Source organism: Clostridium sp. BJN0001 (assembly GCF_022869825.1).
Taxonomy (GTDB): Bacteria; Bacillota; Clostridia; order Clostridiales; family Clostridiaceae; genus Clostridium.
The window spans coordinates 1,381,882-1,400,870 of record NZ_CP094971.1 but is presented as its reverse complement, the minus strand read 5'-3'; the positions used below and the strand labels follow the sequence as shown (position 1 = coordinate 1,400,870).

At 28.0% G+C, this 18,989-nt stretch carries 17 protein-coding genes and 1 pseudogene; 13 read left to right on the top strand and 5 right to left on the bottom strand.

Annotated features, from left to right (window positions below; genetic code table 11):
• The first annotated feature begins 1 nt into the window (after position 1).
• Positions 2 to 1,141, top strand: coding sequence for a hypothetical protein (locus MTX53_RS06675; protein WP_244832944.1), 1,140 nt, complete (start codon positions 2 to 4; stop codon positions 1,139 to 1,141).
• 219 nt (positions 1,142 to 1,360) lie between these two features.
• On the opposite strand, the pseudogene MTX53_RS06670 reads toward MTX53_RS06675, so the two are convergent.
• From MTX53_RS06670 to MTX53_RS06660, 3 genes and pseudogenes are all read right to left on the bottom strand, one after another.
• A pseudogene (locus MTX53_RS06670) lies at positions 1,361 to 1,552 on the bottom strand (manganese catalase family protein); the annotation flags it as partial.
• A gap of 3 nt (positions 1,553 to 1,555) precedes the next feature.
• Complete coding sequence (locus MTX53_RS06665) at positions 1,556 to 1,819, bottom strand: spore coat protein CotJB (RefSeq protein WP_244832943.1); 264 nt, start codon at positions 1,817 to 1,819, stop codon at positions 1,556 to 1,558.
• Between the two features lie 10 nt (positions 1,820 to 1,829).
• Entirely contained in the window at positions 1,830 to 2,003 is a 174-nt protein-coding gene (locus tag MTX53_RS06660; protein WP_244832942.1) for a spore coat associated protein CotJA, read from the bottom strand.
• Positions 2,004 to 2,187: 184 nt separating this feature from the next.
• Here MTX53_RS06660 and MTX53_RS06655 point away from each other — a divergent pair, with 184 nt between their 5' ends.
• From MTX53_RS06655 to MTX53_RS06640, 4 genes are all read left to right on the top strand, one after another.
• Positions 2,188 to 3,777, top strand: coding sequence for a [FeFe] hydrogenase, group A (locus MTX53_RS06655; RefSeq protein WP_244832941.1), 1,590 nt, complete (start codon positions 2,188 to 2,190; stop codon positions 3,775 to 3,777).
• A gap of 509 nt (positions 3,778 to 4,286) precedes the next feature.
• Positions 4,287 to 5,030: a DeoR/GlpR family DNA-binding transcription regulator gene (locus tag MTX53_RS06650; RefSeq protein ID WP_244832940.1), complete on the top strand. Its 744-nt coding sequence runs from the start codon at positions 4,287 to 4,289 to the stop codon at positions 5,028 to 5,030.
• 1 nt (position 5,031) lies between these two features.
• A complete protein-coding gene (gene pfkB, locus MTX53_RS06645) occupies positions 5,032 to 5,937 on the top strand; it encodes a 1-phosphofructokinase (protein WP_244832939.1) in 906 nt (301 codons plus the stop codon).
• 114 nt (positions 5,938 to 6,051) lie between these two features.
• On the top strand, positions 6,052 to 7,965 hold the full coding sequence (locus MTX53_RS06640; protein WP_244832938.1) for a PTS fructose transporter subunit IIABC: 1,914 nt from the start codon (positions 6,052 to 6,054) through the stop codon (positions 7,963 to 7,965).
• A gap of 84 nt (positions 7,966 to 8,049) precedes the next feature.
• On the opposite strand, the gene MTX53_RS06635 is transcribed toward MTX53_RS06640, so the two are convergent.
• Positions 8,050 to 9,219: an aminotransferase class I/II-fold pyridoxal phosphate-dependent enzyme gene (locus MTX53_RS06635; protein ID WP_244832937.1), complete on the bottom strand. Its 1,170-nt coding sequence runs from the start codon at positions 9,217 to 9,219 to the stop codon at positions 8,050 to 8,052.
• A 165-nt stretch (positions 9,220 to 9,384) separates the two neighbouring features.
• Between MTX53_RS06635 and MTX53_RS06630 the strand changes: the two genes are divergently transcribed.
• From MTX53_RS06630 to MTX53_RS06595, 8 genes are all read left to right on the top strand, one after another.
• Positions 9,385 to 10,014 carry a histidine phosphatase family protein gene (locus MTX53_RS06630; protein WP_244832936.1) on the top strand — a complete coding sequence of 210 codons (630 nt, stop codon included), beginning with the start codon at positions 9,385 to 9,387 and terminating at the stop codon, positions 10,012 to 10,014.
• 26 nt (positions 10,015 to 10,040) lie between these two features.
• Positions 10,041 to 12,578: an AAA family ATPase gene (locus MTX53_RS06625; RefSeq protein WP_244832935.1), complete on the top strand. Its 2,538-nt coding sequence runs from the start codon at positions 10,041 to 10,043 to the stop codon at positions 12,576 to 12,578.
• A gap of 36 nt (positions 12,579 to 12,614) precedes the next feature.
• Positions 12,615 to 12,941 (top strand): SCP2 sterol-binding domain-containing protein, encoded by a 327-nt coding sequence (locus MTX53_RS06620; RefSeq protein ID WP_244832934.1) that lies wholly within the window; start codon positions 12,615 to 12,617, stop codon positions 12,939 to 12,941.
• A 392-nt stretch (positions 12,942 to 13,333) separates the two neighbouring features.
• On the top strand, positions 13,334 to 14,725 hold the full coding sequence (trpE, locus tag MTX53_RS06615; RefSeq protein ID WP_244832933.1) for an anthranilate synthase component I: 1,392 nt from the start codon (positions 13,334 to 13,336) through the stop codon (positions 14,723 to 14,725).
• Positions 14,722 to 15,303: an aminodeoxychorismate/anthranilate synthase component II gene (locus tag MTX53_RS06610; protein ID WP_244832932.1), complete on the top strand. Its 582-nt coding sequence runs from the start codon at positions 14,722 to 14,724 to the stop codon at positions 15,301 to 15,303. The genes trpE and MTX53_RS06610 overlap by 4 nt, the downstream gene beginning before the upstream one ends.
• 22 nt (positions 15,304 to 15,325) lie before the next feature.
• A complete protein-coding gene (trpC, locus tag MTX53_RS06605; protein WP_244832931.1) occupies positions 15,326 to 16,123 on the top strand; it encodes an indole-3-glycerol phosphate synthase TrpC in 798 nt (265 codons plus the stop codon).
• On the top strand, positions 16,120 to 16,761 hold the full coding sequence (locus MTX53_RS06600) for a phosphoribosylanthranilate isomerase (RefSeq protein ID WP_244832930.1): 642 nt from the start codon (positions 16,120 to 16,122) through the stop codon (positions 16,759 to 16,761). The genes trpC and MTX53_RS06600 overlap by 4 nt, the downstream gene beginning before the upstream one ends.
• A gap of 68 nt (positions 16,762 to 16,829) precedes the next feature.
• Positions 16,830 to 18,017, top strand: coding sequence for a class I SAM-dependent rRNA methyltransferase (locus tag MTX53_RS06595; RefSeq protein WP_244832929.1), 1,188 nt, complete (start codon positions 16,830 to 16,832; stop codon positions 18,015 to 18,017).
• Between the two features lie 53 nt (positions 18,018 to 18,070).
• Here the strand turns inward: MTX53_RS06595 and fba are convergent, their stop codons facing one another.
• Positions 18,071 to 18,937 (bottom strand): class II fructose-1,6-bisphosphate aldolase, encoded by an 867-nt coding sequence (gene fba, locus MTX53_RS06590; RefSeq protein WP_244832928.1) that lies wholly within the window; start codon positions 18,935 to 18,937, stop codon positions 18,071 to 18,073.
• Positions 18,938 to 18,989 lie beyond the last annotated feature (52 nt).

Below are 18,989 nucleotides of genomic sequence, written 5' to 3'. Positions count from 1 at the left end.
TATGAGAATAAAGTTTACGAAAAAGACATCTGATTTGGTAGAAAATAGACTTTTAAAAGAAAATAAGTTAGAAGAATTAGTTTCTGAAATAAATAAGATTTTAGATTCATGTATTATGAAAACAACATCAGAATTTGATAAAGATAATTCTATAAAGGTAATGAAAAAATATATGCAGAAGTATGATAGATTACCATATTCAGTAATAAGTAAATATATATTTTCATTAAATAATGAGAAACAAGGAATATTTATAACTAATTTAGAAACATTAACAGAATTTGTTTTATCTGATGAATATAAAAAAAAATATTTAGAAAAAGAAGAAGATAACATATATAAAAAATTATATTTAGAAAAAGAAGAAGATAACATATATAAAGAAGATAGCATATATAAAAAATTATATTTAGAAAAAGAAGATAAGGTATATAAAAAATTAAAAAAGACTATATTGAAATTATGGGATCATTCACATTTAGCTATATACCAATATGAAAATTTGAAGCAAAGTGATGATGAATTTAATAAAAAATTTGCAATATGTATAGAACCAGTTAGAAATAAAATGACTGAAAAGATAAGTTCTTCTAATAAATCAATTATATCCCAACTAATTTCTTTAGTGGGTATATTTACAGCAATGTCTTTTTTAGTATTTGGTGGAATAAATTCTCTTGAAGAGATTCTTAAAGATGCCATTTATATTCCAGTATTACAAGCTATGATAATAGGTTCTATATGGGGATTATTTTTAACAAATTTAATTTTTGTATTTATGTTTTTTGTAAGCAAAATGACAAAACTAGAAATTAAATCATCAGATAGAAAAGATGCTAATTTAGTTCAAAAATATCCTCTCGTATTTTGGAGTGAGTTAATTCTAGTCATTATATTAGGAAACTGTTCGTGGTTATATTATATAGATTCTAAAGATATTGGATATTGGTTTGTGCTTTTAGGTAAAAATTTCCCTAAATTAGTTTCTATATTAGGATTTTTTATAATATTAATAGTTTCATTAATTATGGTTGTATTAATACTAAAAAACAGTAAATGTGATAATAATTCTAATAAAGAAAACAATAAAGAATATGATCAAATGAAAAATAAAACAATTGAAAAAAGTAATAAAAGTTAGCATACTAGATTTATTTTCTACATTATTGTAATAATTTACACATTATAATATATTAGTATAATCTTATTAATATGGGAATTTTATTTAAGAAGAGATAAAATATGCAGTAGATAATTTAAAATAAATTAAATTATTTTCATAGTAGAAGATCAGGAGAAAATCCTGGTCTTTTTTTATAGTATAGTTAACTTTATATTTTTGCAATTAGGTAATCGTAGCATCAGTACCAATATCATTAAGAAGACCTTTAGTCATATTAGTAGGCATTGTATACCTTTGATTTAAATATCTTAAAGACGCAGCAAGTTCCCCATCTGGGCCCCCATATTGTGCAAGAAGTAATTTAGCCATCATTAAATCTTTTGATTTTAAGTTTACTGGATATTCTAAAGTTTTTACATAATACCACATTCTCTAATCCTCCCTATTATTACAATTTTCCCATGGCCATGGATTTGAAAGCCATTTTTGTGGATTTGCATAATAAGAAGAACCAAAGTTTGTTAATGGACCATAGTTTTTCTCATATTCCATAATGCATTCATTAAGCTTTTTAGAAACTGCCTTATAATCATACACAGCATTTTCTTCATTTGGGAAATTATCAAGATACAAATTTAATTCGACAGCACAAAATTGATATATTCTTATTTTTTCTAATAATTCATTTTCATTCATATATGTCACCTCAACATTTATATTTTATTTTTGCAAGATCTTTAAAAATAGTTCCATTTGCAAATGATTCTGTGCATGTAAATAGATTCGTATATTGTTGAGGTTTTATATATACTCGTGCATATTCTTTTTTATCATATTTATCATAATCTTTATCGTATATGCATTTGTCATTTTCGTTCATAGTGTTCTCCTTTTGACAACTTTTGTTTCCTAATTTTAGTCTATGAGTCTGATTTAATTAAGTTACAAATTTTGATGTTTTATAACAATAATTAAAATATCTATACCTATGTAGAATAAATTACGTCTTTAGAATCATAGATTGAATATATAATTCATATAAAGTATTAGAATGGAGGATGTCTATGAGTAAATCGAAGAAAAAATATAGGGCTAAAGAAGATAATATTATACAAATAAATAAGAAAAAATGTATTGGATGTACAGCTTGTGCATTTACATGTGCTCAGGATACTAAGATATCTGTATTAAAAGCAACTGATAATGGAAGAAGGACAGTAGAACCTAAAAAAGGTGATTTTGGAGCTAGTGGATGTATATATTGTGGGCAATGTACTCTTGTTTGTCCAACAACAGCTATTAATGTTAGAAATGATTTAGCACTAGTAAAAGAAGCTTTAAATAGTGGAAAATATTTAATATTAACAGCAGCACCAGCAACAAAAGCAACACTTGGAGAAGAATTTAATCTTAAAATAGGAACATATGTAGGTGGTAAAATAGCACCATCTGCTAAAAAACTAGGCTTTCAAAAGGTTTTTGATACAGATTTTGGAGCTGACATGACAGTTTTAGAAGAAGGTACTGAACTTATAAAAAGAATTGCGAATAAAGAAAACTTGCCTATGTTTACATCTTGCTGCCCTGCTTGGGTACGCTATGCTGAAATTTTCCATCCAGAAATATTAAATAATATTTCAACTGCAAAATCTCCACAGCAAATGATGGGAGCAAGCATAAAAACATACTTTGCAGAGACTTATAATGTACTGCCAACTAATATATTTACTGTATCTGTAAAACCATGTACTGCTAAAAAATATGAATCAGAAAGAGATGAGATGGGAAGAGATGGCTATAGGGATGTTGATGTTGTTTTAACTATTAGAGAATATGCAGAGCTTTTGAAAGAAAAAGAAATTGATATAACTGCAATACCAGATGAAAAACCTGATCCGTTTATGGGAGAATATACTGGAGCAGCAGTTATTTTTGGATCAAGTGGAGGTGTTATGCAGGCAACTCTTAGAACAGTAACTAATTATTTAAAAAGTGATGTATCAAAAGTTGATAATATTAAATTTAATAAAATAGATGGATATGAATATATAAAAGAAGCAGATGTAACTCTAGGAAGTCAAAATTATAAAGTTGCAATTGTAAATGGGCTAAAAGATATTGAAAAATTTTTAAGTAGTGGAAAATGGAAAGAGTATTTGTTTATTGAAGTTATGGCATGCGAAGGTGGGTGCATTAATGGAGGAGGAACTCCAAGAATAGAAAAGAAATCTCAAATTAATCAGAATTTATGTATAGCATGTGGTACTTGTATTGAAAATTGTCCTGTTGGAGCTATAGAATATAATGCATCAGGACGTGCAGAAGCTAAAAAAGAAAAATGTGTTGGCTGTAAATTATGTAGTAATATTTGCAGAGCTAGAGCAATAAAAATGCAATATTATGATAAAGCTACAGGCAAGATTTTAGAAGAAAGCTATACGAAATTAAGAAGTGATGTTTTAAAAAATATTGATAAAGAATCAACAATAAGAGTTTCAGATGCAAATGAAAATCTTCAAAATATGTATAACAACTACATGGGAGAACCAGATGGAGAAAAAGCAAATGCCTTACTTCATACAAATTATATAGATAGATCATCTGAAATTCAAAATAAAAGAAGAAAAAGAAAGAATAATAAAAAGAGTAAGTAAAAAGAAAATATTTGAGAATAGAGAATGTAGAAAATTTGTACAAACAAATCAACTACATTCTTTTTTTTGTATTATCACCCTGCATATTTGAAATACTATACTCTAAATATGAATTAGAACAGTTATATGGTATAGAAATATTTGTTGTGATATAGTAAAGTATGTAACATAAAGACCTAATAAAGTTATATTTTATTAGAAAATTTGATAAATGAAATGAATTTATTGAAAAGTTATGAGCACTTATGATTGTTTATGAAAGAAATTATGAAGATAAATAGTCAATATAATTATCCTTGTAAACAGATAGTTTTATTAAAAATGTCTTAAACGTACATAGGACAAGTAAAATAGCTAAGTATAGACTTTAATTTTAATAATTATAATTGGATTTTTTGTTATAAATATAAAAAAAGATGATTTAATTTGAAAGAAAATGATTATTTTTGAAAGAAAATGATTGATTTATTTTAAAATATGATTTATTATTATGTAGAGGAGTGGTAAAAATGTTTACTGAGGAAAGATATAATATCATTCTTCAAGAATTAGATACAAAAGGAATTGTTTCAGTAACCGAACTTGTTAAGTTACTTGATGTGTCAGAATCAACTATAAGAAGAGATTTAAATTCTCTTGATGATAATGGAATGATTAAAAAAATTCATGGAGGAGCAATTTCAATTGGTGATAATACTTCCAAACATGATTACAAGGTCAATGTAAGAAAAACTTTAAATATGGAAGAAAAACAAAAGATTGCAAAACATGCAGGTAGTCTCATAGAAAATGATGATATCATATATTTAGATGCAGGGACTACAACTGAATTAATTATTGATTATATTGAAAATGACAGGATTCTTGTAGTTACTAATGGTATAGACAATGCAAAAAAGCTTTTAGAAAAAGGCATAAAAACTTTCATCTTAGGTGGTGAAGTTAAAGAAGTAACTGAAGCAATAGTTGGAAGCAGTGCTGTAGAAGATCTTAAGAAATATAATTTTTCAAAGGGATTTTTTGGAACAAATGGTGTTAGTAATAAAAGCGGATATACAACTCCAGATGCTAGTGAAGCAATGGTTAAAAGAGAAGCAATAAAAAGATGTACAGAATCTTATATACTGGCAGATGAATCAAAGCTTGATGAAGTAAGTTTTATAACATTTGCAAATATAAGTGATTCTATATTAATAACAAGTAAAACAAATAGAAGTAGTAATTACGATACTAAAGTGATAGGAGTTGAATAATATGATTAATACTATAACCTTAAATCCTTCATTAGATTATGTTGTTAAAGTTAATAATTTTAAATCAAATGCTTTAAATAGAATTAACGATGAACAAATATATGTAGGTGGAAAAGGTATAAATGTATCAATTGTTTTAAAAAACTTAGGAGTTGATAACACTGCATTAGGATATATTGCAGGGTTTACAGGTGATGAAATTTTAAGACGAATAAAAAAACATAATGTTGATTGTGATTTTTTTAAGCTTCAAGACGGAATGTCAAGAATCAATGTTAAGCTCAAAAGTGATGGTGAAACAGAGATAAATGGTGTAGGTCCATACATAAAAGAAAAGGATTTAAACTTCCTTTATCAAAAGGTAGATAAACTTAAAAAAGGTGATTTTTTAATACTATCAGGGAGTATTCCTAGCAGTGTTCCAGATGATATTTATGAAAAAATAATGAAGAGCCTTTTAGATAAAGAAGTTGAGTTTGTTGTAGATGCTACAAAAGATCTACTATTAAAAGTTTTAAAATATAAACCTTTTTTGATAAAACCTAATCATCATGAATTAGCAGAAATGTTTAATGTTGAATTAAAAAGCAATCAAGATATAATAACATATGGGAAAAAACTTCAGGAAATGGGAGCCAAAAATGTCCTAATATCAATGGCCGGAGACGGTGCAATTTTATTACCCCACAGTGGACAACCAATAAAAAGAGAAGTACCAAAAGGAACTTTAAAAAATTCAGTAGGTGCTGGAGATTCAATGGTGGCAGGATTTTTATGTGGATATTTAAAAAATAAAGATTTAAATGAAGCATTTAAAATGGGCATAGCAACTGGAAGTGCAAGCGCTTTTTCAGAAGAATTAGCAACAAAAGAAGAAGTAGAAAATTTATTAGTACAAATGAAATAAATTAAGAGTTTTAAGTATCATGCATTAGATGTATGGTACCTAAAAATGCAATCATAGTAAACGTTATTATTGACTTATATTAATTTAGCAATTTATTTTAAGGAGGAAGAAAAAATGAGAATTGTAGATTTATTAAACAAACAAGGAATGAACATGGATATTAAACCTCATTCTAAAGCAGAATGTATAGATATGCTTGTTGACCTTATGGACAAAACAGGAAACTTAAATAATAAAGATGAATATAAAAAAGCAATACTTACTAGAGAAAATTTAAGTACAACTGGTATAGGTGATGGAATAGCTATTCCTCATGGAAAGACAAATGCAGTTAAAAAACCAGGTATTGCAGCAGCAGTATGTAAATCTGGTGTTGATTATGATTCTTTAGATGGAAGGTCTGCAAATTTATTCTTTATGATAGCAGTTCCAGATAATAGTGATAATTTACACTTAGAAGTATTAGCACGTCTTTCAACTATATTAATGGATGAAGACTTCAGAAAGAAATTAATAAATTGTAATAACAAAGATAAATTTTTAAAATTAATAGATGAAAAAGAAACTGAAAAGTTCCCAGAAGAAAATGTTAAAAAAGCAGCTGAATCTTATAGAGTATTAGCAGTAACTGCGTGCCCAACTGGAATAGCACATACTTACATGGCAGCAGAAAGCTTAGAAAACAAAGGTAAGGAAATGGGCGTTTCTATAAAAGTTGAAACTAATGGTTCTGTAGGCGCTAAAAATGTTTTAACTAAGGAAGAAATTAAACAAGCTGAATGTATTATAATTGCAGCTGATAAAGATGTTGAAATGGCTAGATTTGATGGCAAAAGAGTTATAAAGACAAAGGTAGCCGATGGAATTCATAAGTCAGAAGAATTAATAAGTAGAGCTATAAGTGGAGATGCTCATGTTTATCATCATGAAGGAGGAAGTGAAGAAGATTTGAATTCTGGAAATGATGAAAGCATTAGACGTCAAATTTATAAGCATTTGATGAATGGTGTATCACATATGCTTCCATTTGTAATAGGTGGAGGAATATTGATAGCTTTAGCATTCTTATTAGATGACTATAGCATTGATCCAAAAAACTTTGGTATGAATACACCAATTGCAGCATTTCTAAAAACAGTTGGAGGAGAAGCGTTTGGGTTTATGCTTCCAGTTCTTGCAGGATTTATAGCAATGAGTATTGCTGATAGACCAGGTCTTGCAGTTGGATTTGTAGGTGGAGTTCTTGCAAAGCTTGGAACTACTTACTCAAGTGCTTTTGATTCAAGTATATCACCAATAAGTGGTGGATTTTTAGGTGCATTATTTGCAGGTTTTGCAGCAGGTTACTTAGTTCTTGGTTTAAAGAAAATATTTAATTCATTGCCAAAAGCCTTAGAAGGATTAAAGCCAACATTGTTATATCCTTTCTTTGGAATAGGTATTATTGGAATAATAATGATATTAGTAAATCCATTCTTTGGTTCAATAAATAGTGGAATTACTGGCTTACTTAATTCAATGGGTGGAACAAGCAGAGTTCTTTTAGGAATTGTTGTTGCAGGAATGATGGCAATTGATATGGGTGGTCCATTTAATAAAGCAGCATATGTATTTGGAACAGCATCACTTGCAAGTGGAAACTATGAAGTAATGGCAGCTGTAATGGCTGGTGGTATGGTTCCGCCTCTTGCAATAGCACTTGCTACAACATTCTTTGGAAATAGATTTACTGAAAATGAAAGAAAATCAGGTTTAACTAATTATATAATGGGTTTATCGTTTATAACAGAAGGTGCAATACCTTTTGCAGCAGCAGATCCATTAAGAGTTATTCCATCTTGCGTAATTGGTTCAGCAACTGCAGGTGCAATTTCAATGTTATTCAATTGTACTTTAAGAGCTCCTCATGGAGGAATCTTCGTAGTTCCTGTTATAGGAAATTCATTAATGTATATTGCAGCAGTAATAGCAGGATCAGTAGTTGGAATGATATTATTATCATTATTAAAAAAACCAATTAAAAAATAATATAATCACTCTCATTTTAATATTTATATACAATACTGTATCAGAAGCAACTCTTCTTGCTATGATACAGTATTTTTTTATTTATTATTTCAATATTTCGCTTGCATCAATTTTTTCAACAGCTTCGTTTATAACATCTACGGGGAGAACTAATGCAAAACGCACATATCCTTCTCCAAGACTTCCAAATGCGTTTCCTGGAGTACATATAACGCCAGTTTTTTCCATAAGATCCATACAAAAATCAGTTGAAGTTTTATATTTAGATGGTATTTTTGCCCATGCAAACATACTTCCTCTGCTATCTTTAACTTTTAAGCCTATGTTTGTAAGTCCTCTGCATAATGCATTTCTTCTTTTCTCATATTCTTTGCAGTTCTCTTTAACGCTGTCTAAAGGTCCCTTAAGTGCAGCTATGGCAGCTTGTTGAATTGGAGTGAAGATACCATAATCTATTTGTGATCTAAGCATTTTAAAATGCTTTATAATTTCTTTATTACCAAGAACAAAAGAAATTCTTGCTCCTGTCATGTTAAATGATTTAGATAAAGAATAAAATTCTACTCCGACCTCTTTACTTTCTTTATGAGAGAGAAATGAACCTCCTTTTTTACCGTCATAGATTATATCTGAATATGCATTATCATGTATGATTATTATATTGTTTTCTTTTGCAAAAGATATAAGCTTATCATAAAATTCAGGTGGGGCAGTTTCGCAGACAGGGTTCATAGGGTAAGAGACAATCATCATCTTTGCTTTTCTTAATATGTCTTTTGATATGGAATTAAGGTCTGGAAGAAAATTATTTCCTTCTAAAAGATCGTAATAATGTATGTCTGCACCTGCAAGATAAGGTCCTATTTCAAATATTGGATATCCAGGGTTTGGAACAAGAACAGTATCGCCTTTATTTAATATTGAAAATCCTATATGCGTTAATCCCTCTTGTGAACCATAAATAGACATAATTTCATCACTATCTAATTGAACGTTAAATCTTTTTTTATAAAAATTTTTCATCGCATCAATTAATTCGGGACTGTCACCTAATGAATATTTCCAGTCGTTAGGATTTTGAGCTGATTTTACAAGTGCATCGATTACATGATTGTCAGGCTTAAAATCTGGTGTTCCTACTGAAAGATTATATACTTTCATTCCATTTTTTATAAGTTCCTGCTGTTTTTCATTTAATATATTAAATATTCCTGTTTGAAAATAATCAAGATTTTTTGAAAAGGTCAAGTTCATAATAAATTCCTCCTAAAAATTGCATTATATTAGTATATTACTATTATTATAATATAAAACGAGAAAATATAGTATAAGTATTACTCATAGTTGAATTTGACTATAATATTGTAACATTTTATGGTATATTATATTTAAACAAAAGTATAAAATCTAGGGGGAACAATGAAGACAACAATTTTATTAATAAGACATGGAGAAACTTTATGGAATGCTGCAGGCAAATTTCAAGGTTGTACTGATATAGCATTATCCGAAAGGGGAATAGAACAAGCAAAATTATTAAAAAAGCGATTAAATGGTGAATTTGACGCTGTTTATGCAAGTCCGCTTAAAAGAGCATATAAGACTGCACAGATACTTGCAGAAGATACATCAAAAGAAGTAATAATTGAACCAAATATAAAAGAAATAAACTTTGGTAATTGGGAAGGACTTAGTATAAAAGAAATAGAGAATGAATATAACGAAGACTTTAATATATGGAGAAAAGATAAAGAAGAAGCAAGATTTGGCTCAGGAGAAATAAGCATAAAGAATGCTTCATTAAGAGCTTCAGCATGTGTAAGAAAAATAGCTGAAGATAATAAAGGAAAGACAGTAGTTATAGTAGCTCATGGTGGAGTTATAAAAGCTGCACTTATAAATCTTTTTGAATGGAATATGAATATGTATCATAGAATAGGACTTGGAAATACGTGCGTAACAAAAATATATTTTGATGATAATTTTGATGCGCATTTAGTTTATCTAAATGATACAAATCATTTAAAGGAAGAAGCTACAATTGTTTAAATAATATAAAATGGGTGGGTTAATAAATGGAATATACAAATCTTCATGAAGATAAACAATTTAATAAGTTTAAAGAAGAAATTCAAAGATACAATGATATGCATAATTTTTATGAATGCATAGTAGTTTTGAAGACAGCAATTTCATGTTTCAAAAACCACCCAGGACTTTATTATTTAATGGCGCTTACTTATTATAATTCAAAAGAATATTTAAAAGCATGCAGCAATCTTAAAAAAGCCATAAAATTTGATGTTACAAACAGTAAGTATTATGGTCTTTTAAGTTGTTGTTTTTACAAAGTAAACGATTATGAGAGTGCTTATACATATGCAAGAAAAGGATTTATCATAGATAAATATAATACAGACTGTTTAGTAACTCTTGGAAAGCTTGAACTTATAAATGGAAATTTTGACGATGCACTTAAATTTGCTCTTTTATCTTCTTCAATTGATAAAACAAATTATAAATGCCTTCGTCTTTTAAGCAGATGCTATATAAATTTAGATAAAGAACCAAAATTTATTTTAGAATCTTTATATGATGCAGAAAAATATGGTTTTGATGAAGAATTATATATTGATATAATAAAATATTTATATAAATGTGAAGATTATTCAAAATGCGTTGATTATTGTGGAAAAATTTTATCAAATCACCTTGGAAGTTATGCACTTTCTAAAGCTGATAAATACTTATATAATATCTATGATAAAGTTTTTAATAAAGATGATAAAATAGTTGATAAAATAAAAAATATAAAAGAGAAAAAACTTAAGAAAAATGTTAATGTGTCTACTAGATCTGAAGAGTCTTATGTTTCACAGCCGTATACAAATTTAAAAGATAATGAAGAAAATAGTAGCTCTTCTATAGATAATGTAAAAGAAAACCTTAATACTAACAAAGAGAAAAAAGAATTTAAAGTAAAAACTGATGGTTTAAAAAAGCTTAATTCTCTTATAGGACTCAAGAATGTTAAAACAGAAATAAATAAGATAGTTAGATTTGTAAAGTACGAAAAGAATAGAGAAAATATTGTAGGCATTTGTGAAAAAAATAATTTATCATATCACTTTGCATTTCTCGGAAACCCTGGGACAGGTAAAACAACAGTTGCAAGGCTTATTGCTGAAATATTTTATAATCTTGGGATTTTAAAGACTAATAATCTTGTAGAGGTTGATAGAAGTGTAATCGTAGGAAAATATGTAGGAGAGACTGCAAAACTTACTAAAAAAGCTGTTGAGAAAGCCTTAGATGGAGTTCTATTTATAGATGAGGCATATTCATTATATAAAGAAGGAAGCAGCAATGATTATGGCTTAGAGGCTATAGAAACGCTACTTAAAGCTATGGAAGACTATAGAGACAGGATTATAGTTATCTTAGCAGGATATACAGATAAAATGAAAAATCTTATAAAGCTTAATCCTGGACTTAAAAGCAGAATTAATTTTGAAATTATGTTTGATGATTATACAGATATTGAACTGCTTGAAATTTTTAAGAATATGGCTAAAAACGATAAATATAAGATTTCAAAAAATGCATATGAAATATTCTTTCAAAAAATATCAGAAGCTAAAATTGATGAGAATTTTGCAAATGCACGTGAGGTAAGAAATATATATGAATCGTGTCTTAGAGAAAAAGCGTATAGAATAGGTGATAAAAAAGCTTCTAAAAAGGATTTTACCATAATAACTAGAGAGGACTTTGGAAGATTTTCAAAAAAAGAAAGCTACGAAGATAAAAAAAAGAAACTAAAAAAAGAGCTTAATGATCTTATTGGACTTAAAAATGTTAAAGATGTTATAATAAGCCTTTTAAATTCACTTGAGGTTATGGAAAGAAAATCAAAACTTGGAATAAAAGTTAATACAGTATCACTTAATATGCTTTTTTCTGGCAATCCAGGAACAGGCAAGACAACAGTTGCAAGAATTTTATCTAAGATTTTAAAAGAGATAGGAATATTAAAAAAAGGTCACCTTGTCGAGGTTACAAGATCTGATCTTGTAGGACAGTATGTTGGTGAAACTGCAATAAAGACTTTAAATAAAATAAAAGAAGCCTATGGTGGTATCCTTTTTATAGATGAAGCTTATAGTCTAAATGGGGGTTCATCTAATGATTATGGAAAAGAAGCCATAGAAACTCTTATAAAAGAGATGGAAGATAATAGAGATAAACTTGTCGTTATTTTTGCAGGCTATACAGATAAAATGGAAGAATTATTAAAAATAAATCCAGGACTTAAAAGCAGAATTAATTTTGATATAAAATTTGATGATTATAATTATAAAGAACTTTTTGATATTTTTAAAGTATTTTGCAAAAAAGAATCGTTTGTTTTAACTAAGGATTCTGAAAATAAAATAAAAAGTTTCTTTAAAAGTGCATTTGAATCTGGTAAAACTGATTCTTCAAACGCTAGATTTGTTAGATCGTGTTTTGAAAAGATAAAATTACGCCAGGCTGAAAGAATAATAAAGAATAATATCTATTCAAAAAGAGAAATAATCAAAATATTGACAAAAGATATAGATTTATGGTAAGGAAATATGGTAAAATATATAGGGGGAGTGATAATTATGAGTTTTTTAAAATCAGTTGACGATGTAAAAGAAAGGTTAAAAAATCTTGATACTCATCATTTAGATGAACATATAGCACTTGAGGTAAGATTAGATGGTGCTGATGAAGGAACATTTTATATTGAATTAGATAAGGAAAAGATAAATATTGAGCCTTATGAATATAAAGATAATGATGCTGTAATTAAGGCTAAATCAAATATTTTAATGAGATTTATTTCAAAAAAGCTTGATATTGAAAATGCATTAGTAAAAAATACACTTAAGATAGATGGAGACATAAATAAAGTATTTAGATTTTATAAATTAATAAAAAATAAATAAAAATTTATAAATACTATTGAATATTCTATAATATATGTTTATAATATATTTAATTTATAGATTAAAGCTTATGAGAAGAATAGTAGAAAACTATTACTTTATTTACAGAAAGTCTGTGATAGATGAGAAACGGGCGTTAAAGCGGTTTTTGAATGGGTCTTTGAAGTGATATTCTGAATTTTAGTAGGGATATACGGGAGTCTGCCGTTAAGATGACATGGTATAATTTTGTACCAGGAAAAGTGTATAGGTGGTATAGCGATATATAGTATTCGTCCTAGATAGGATGAATACTTTTTTTTATACTTTCTAAAGTTTTGGGTGGCATAACGAAAGTCACTTCGTCCCAAAAGGCGAAGTGGCTTTTTTTATTATAAAAAGGAGGGCTAAAAATGATTAATATTAAAAAAGATGAGTTTTTAAAAAGAAAAGAAGAAGGAAAAGTTTTCTCTCTTATAAGTGAATTTCGAGGAGATGAAATTACACCGATAAGGATATTTAATGGTTTTAAAGGAAAAAGAAAATTTATTTTTGAAAGTGGTTCAAAAGAAAATTACTTTGGACGATATTCTTATATTGGTGAAAATCCATGTAAAGAAATTAAAGGTGATACATTAAAAGAGATTGAAGAATTAAAAGCTGAAATAAGGGTTCAATTTTCAAATGAATCTAATCCTTTTTCATATAAAGGCGGAGCTATAGGATATATGGGGTATGATACAGTAGCTCTTTTTGAAAAAAAGCTTGAGTTTAAAAATAAGGACGATTTAAATATTCCTCTTATAAGATTTAACATATATAACAGATATATATGTTATGATCACTTTACTCATAAAGTTTTTATTATAGATAATATTAAAAAGGATGATACTCGTGATTATGATTTTATAGTAAAAGATCAAAAGAAGTACATAAAAGATTTAATAAATTATCCGGCTGATATTGAAGAAATTGCAGAAGATGAGGATATTTCTTTTAAACTTCTTACTTCAAAAGAAAAATATATGGAAAATGTAGAGAAAGCAAAAGACCATATTTTAAGAGGAGATATATTTCAGGTTGTTCCATCTTTAAGAATGAAATGCGATACTAAAAAATCATATATAGATATATATAGAAAACTAAGAGAAACTAATCCATCTCCATATATGTATCTTATTGATTATGATGAGTATCAGGTAATAGGCTCATCTCCTGAAACAGTAGTTACTGTAAGGAAAGACGAGGTTATAACTAAGCCTATAGCTGGTACAAAAAAACGTGGAAAAACACCAGAGGAAGATAATAAGTTAAGTGATGAACTTTTAAAAGATAAAAAGGAACTTGCAGAACATGTTATGCTTGTGGATCTTGGTAGAAATGATATAGGAAGAATAAGTAAAGTGGGTTCTGTTCATGTAAATGACTTTATGAAAGTTGAAAAATTTTCTCATGTAATGCATATTACTTCAACTGTAAAAGGAAAACTTTTAGATAATATTGATGGATTTGATGCATTAAGTGCATGTCTTCCAGCAGGTACATTATCTGGTGCACCTAAAATAAGAGCAATGGAAATTATAGAGGAGCTTGAAGATTACAAAAGGGGATTATACGCTGGTTCTGTAGGATATTTTTCATATGGTGGAAATACAGATATGGCAATAGCAATAAGAACGCTTCTTTTAAAAGATAAGACAGCATATATACAAGCTGGTGCAGGAATTGTTTATGATTCAATTGCTGAAAATGAATTTAATGAAGTACAAAATAAGCTTATGGCTTTAAAGGAGGCATTAAGATGATATTAATTATAGATAATTTTGATTCTTTTACTTATAATCTTTACCAATACGTTTCAGAATTTGCAGATGCTAAAGTTTATAGATGTAATGAAATAACAATAGATGAGATTAAAAAACTTAATCCTTCTGGAATTATAATTTCTCCAGGACCTGGAAGACCTGAAGAAGCTACGTTATCAATAGAAATAATAAAAAAGCTTGGAGAAAGTATACCTATACTTGGAATATGTCTAGGACATGAATGTATTGCTGCTGCGTATGGAACAAAAGTTGTAAGGGCTAATGAAATATTTCATGGTAAGACATCTACTATTCAGCTTAAGGGAAAAGGCATTTTCAACTGTATACCTAGAAAAATAGAAGCCATGAGATATCATTCACTTATAGTTGATAATAGTTCTTTAAGTGATTCTTTAGAAATTATAGCAAGTGTTTATAATACTGGAGAAATAATGGGGATAAAACATAAAAAATATGATGTTTATGGACTTCAGTTTCATCCTGAATCAATATACACTCCAAAAGGAAAAAATATAATAGCTAATTTTGTGGTTAATATATGTAATGACAGTAGATAGATAAAAAAGGGGGCTAAATTTTATGATACTTGATGATATAGCAGCAAAAAAAATAATAAGAGTTAATAAAAGAAAAGAAAAAATATCCATAGAGGAAATTAGAAATAGGGCTTATCAGAAATGTGAAACTAAAAATAGAGAAAATGCGTTTATGAAAAATCTTAAAAGTGAAGGATTTTCAATTATAGGTGAATTTAAAAAAGCATCTCCATCTAAGGGCATTATTACAGAAGTTTTTGATATAGAGAAAATTCATTCTTTCTATAAAAAACTTAATATAAATACTTTCTCTGTTTTAACAGAAGAAGATTTCTTCTTAGGAAGCGATGAATATTTAAAAAAGGTTAAGGAATATTCTGATTGTGCAGTTTTGCGAAAGGATTTTATAATAGATATGTATCAGATATATGAAGCTAAAGTTCTTAACGCAGACGCTGTTCTTTTAATTGCATCATTATTAAAGGATAATCTTTCAAAATATTATGAAGAAGCTAAAAAATTTAATCTTGAAGCTTTAGTTGAAGTTCATAATAAAGAAGAACTTGATATGGCTATAAATATAGGAGCAAATATAATAGGGATAAATAATAGAAATTTAAAGACTTTTAAAACATCACTTGATATAACAAAAGATCTTATAGATATTATTCCAAAAGATAGAATAAAAATTGCAGAAAGTGGAATTATGAGCAATTCTGATATGTTAAGCATGAAAAAGTTAGGTGCTGATGGCTGTCTTGTAGGTGAATACTTTATGAGAAATATAGAAAATGATGATTTTTCTAAAACTTTTAATGCATTTAGAGATGAAAACTTATGATTGAAATAAAAATATGTGGAATAAAGGCCTTAGAAGAAATTGAAAGTCTTAATATTTTAAAGCCAGATTATGCAGGTTTTATATTTACGGAAAGTAAAAGAAAAATAGATTTAAATGATGCAGAAAAACTTATTTTAAAATTAGATAAAAAAATAAAAAGAGTAGGCGTTTTTAGAAATAACTCATTAGAAGATATAATTTCTGTTTTAAATAAAGTAGATCTTGATGTGGTGCAGCTTCATGGAGATGAAGATCTTAATTTTATAGATACACTTAAAAGAAAAATAGATAAGAATATATTAATCTTTAAAGCATTTTCTGTAGAGGAATCTTATAATATAAAAACATTTATAAATGATAGTCTATTCATAAATATTGATAAAATTATAATAGATGGGCAAGTACCTGGCAGCGGTAAAGCTTATAATATAAATAAACTTTCAAATTTAGTAAATGATATAAGGGAAAAAACGAGCTTTTTTTTATCAGGAGGACTTAATCCAGAAAATGTAGTTTCAAGAATTAAAAAAGTGTATCCATCCGGAGTGGATATATCATCAGGCGTTGAAGGTGAAAATTATATTAAATCGTATGAAAAAATGAAAAAATTAATTGATAATGTAAGGGCACTTAATTAAAAAAATTGTAATTATATTATATTGAGATATAATATATTGTATAAATATAAAAGGAGAGCTGCTTTTACATGGATGAAATAAACGTAAAAATTAAGAAACAATATGTATCAAAATATAAAAATGGGTATCCTATTATTACAAAGGATTCAGTATTATCTATGGGGACTTTAGACAAGGAAGGCCAGATAATAAGATTAACAGATGAAAAAGGTGGATTTATAGCTAAAGGCTATTATGGACTTCAGAATAAATGCATAGGCTGGGTGCTTACAACTAGTAAAAAGGCATCTGTCAATTATAAATTATTTTATGATAAGATAAGAAATTCGATATTAAAAAGAGAAAAATTCTATTATTCAAAACATACTAATGCATTTCGTGTCTTTAATGGAGAAGGAGATGGCATAGGCGGTCTTACAATTGACTATTATAATGGGTATTATCTTATAACATGGTATTCTGAGGGAATATATGAATATAGAGATATAGTTCTTAAATGCATTAAATCTCTTGTCCCATTTGATGGAATTTATCAGAAGAAGAGGTTTGAACATAATGGAATGGTAGTAGATGAAGATAGCTTTGTATGTGGAAAAAGAAATGATAAATTAATTGTAATTAAAGAAAATGATGTTAAATTTGCTATCTATTTAAATGATGGAGCTATGACTGGTATTTTTCTTGACCAAAAAGATGTAAGAAAATCTATAAAAGAAAAGTATTCAAAAGGGAAAAAAATTCTCAACACATTCTCATATACAGGAGCATTTTCTGTTGCAGCAGCAACTTCTGAAGCATACACAACAAGTGTAGATTTGGCAAAAAGAAGTCTTCCTAAAACTACTGAAAATTTCAATTTAAACAAAATAGATTTAAAGAATCAAAAAATAGTAGTTGAAGATATTTTTAATTTCTTTAAAGAAGCTAAAAATAATAACATTAAATATGATATGGTAATACTTGATCCTCCAAGCTTTTCAAATTCTAAAGAAAATACATTTAGTGCATCTAGAGATTATAAAGATCTTTTAAAACTTGCTGTTTCTATAACAGAAAATGATGGAATTATAGTAGCATCAACTAACTGTTCTACATTTAATATGAACAAATTTAAAGTATTTATTGATGATGCAATGAAAGAAAAAGATGTGCAGTATGAAATATTAGAAGAGCATCAGCTTCCTAAAGATTTTAGCATTAATACTAATTATTCTGAAAGCAATTATTTAAAAGTTGTTTTTATAAAATTGATATAGAGATAAAAAAAAGCGTCATGAAAAATTTCATGACACTTTTTTATGTTTAAAAATTAAGCTCTGTTTACAGATCCGAATAAGATCATCTTTTCTTTAACTTTAGCTTTGATTGCTTCAGTTCCTGGAGCTAATAACTTTCTTGGGTCAAATCCTTTTCCCTGAAGGTCTTTTCCAGCTTCTATATAAGCTCTTGTAGCTTCCTGGAATACTAATTGGCATTCAGTGTTAACGTTGATTTTAGCAACTCCAAGTGAGATTGCTTTCTTTATCATATCATCAGGAATTCCTGTACCACCGTGAAGAACTAAAGGCATATCCTGTCCAACTGTCTTTTCGATTTCAGCTAATGCATCAAAGTCTAAGCCCTTCCAGTTTGCTGGATATTTTCCGTGGATGTTACCAATTCCTGCAGCAAGCATAGTTACTCCAAGATCAGCTATCTGTTTGCATTCTTTAGGATCTGCTATTTCACCAGAACCTATAACTCCGTCTTCTTCTCCTCCGATAGCTCCAACTTCTGCTTCAAGAGAAATTCCCTTTGCATTACATATCTTAACTAATTCTGTTGTCTTTTCAATGTTTTCAGCTATTGGATAGTGAGAACCATCGAACATGATTGATGAGAATCCAGATTCGATACATTCTTTAGCACCTTCATAAGAACCGTGGTCTAAATGAAGAGATACTGGAACTGTAATCTTTAATTCTTTCATCATAGCATTAACCATAGCTGAAACTGTCTTAAATCCAGTCATGTATTTACCAGCACCTTCAGATACTCCTAAAATAACTGGTGAATTATTTTCTTGTGCAGTTAATAAAATGGCCTTAGTCCATTCTAGGTTGTTGATATTGAACTGACCTACTGCGTATTTGTTTTGTTTTGCTTTGTTTAACATTTCTTTAGATGATGTTAACATTCTAAAACCTCCGTATACTTTTGTATTCTACTTGAAAAATAATAAAATTATT

Excerpts from the sequence above, each read along its gene's own strand:
- MTX53_RS06675 (WP_244832944.1), top strand. The coding sequence starts at position 2 with ATGAGAATAAAGTTTACGAAAAAGACATCTGATTTGGTAGAAAATAGA.
- MTX53_RS06595 (WP_244832929.1), top strand. The coding sequence starts at position 16,830 with ATGGATGAAATAAACGTAAAAATTAAGAAACAATATGTATCAAAATAT.
- MTX53_RS06620 (WP_244832934.1), top strand. The coding sequence starts at position 12,615 with ATGAGTTTTTTAAAATCAGTTGACGATGTAAAAGAAAGGTTAAAAAAT.
- trpC (WP_244832931.1), top strand. The coding sequence starts at position 15,326 with ATGATACTTGATGATATAGCAGCAAAAAAAATAATAAGAGTTAATAAA.
- MTX53_RS06655 (WP_244832941.1), top strand. The coding sequence starts at position 2,188 with ATGAGTAAATCGAAGAAAAAATATAGGGCTAAAGAAGATAATATTATA.
- MTX53_RS06630 (WP_244832936.1), top strand. The coding sequence starts at position 9,385 with ATGAAGACAACAATTTTATTAATAAGACATGGAGAAACTTTATGGAAT.
- MTX53_RS06660 (WP_244832942.1), bottom strand. The coding sequence starts at position 2,003 with ATGAACGAAAATGACAAATGCATATACGATAAAGATTATGATAAATAT.
- MTX53_RS06610 (WP_244832932.1), top strand. The coding sequence starts at position 14,722 with ATGATATTAATTATAGATAATTTTGATTCTTTTACTTATAATCTTTAC.
- pfkB (WP_244832939.1), top strand. The coding sequence starts at position 5,032 with ATGATTAATACTATAACCTTAAATCCTTCATTAGATTATGTTGTTAAA.
- MTX53_RS06635 (WP_244832937.1), bottom strand. The coding sequence starts at position 9,219 with ATGAACTTGACCTTTTCAAAAAATCTTGATTATTTTCAAACAGGAATA.
- MTX53_RS06625 (WP_244832935.1), top strand. The coding sequence starts at position 10,041 with ATGGAATATACAAATCTTCATGAAGATAAACAATTTAATAAGTTTAAA.
- fba (WP_244832928.1), bottom strand. The coding sequence starts at position 18,937 with ATGTTAACATCATCTAAAGAAATGTTAAACAAAGCAAAACAAAACAAA.
- trpE (WP_244832933.1), top strand. The coding sequence starts at position 13,334 with ATGATTAATATTAAAAAAGATGAGTTTTTAAAAAGAAAAGAAGAAGGA.
- MTX53_RS06650 (WP_244832940.1), top strand. The coding sequence starts at position 4,287 with ATGTTTACTGAGGAAAGATATAATATCATTCTTCAAGAATTAGATACA.
- MTX53_RS06600 (WP_244832930.1), top strand. The coding sequence starts at position 16,120 with ATGATTGAAATAAAAATATGTGGAATAAAGGCCTTAGAAGAAATTGAA.
- MTX53_RS06665 (WP_244832943.1), bottom strand. The coding sequence starts at position 1,819 with ATGAATGAAAATGAATTATTAGAAAAAATAAGAATATATCAATTTTGT.
- MTX53_RS06640 (WP_244832938.1), top strand. The coding sequence starts at position 6,052 with ATGAGAATTGTAGATTTATTAAACAAACAAGGAATGAACATGGATATT.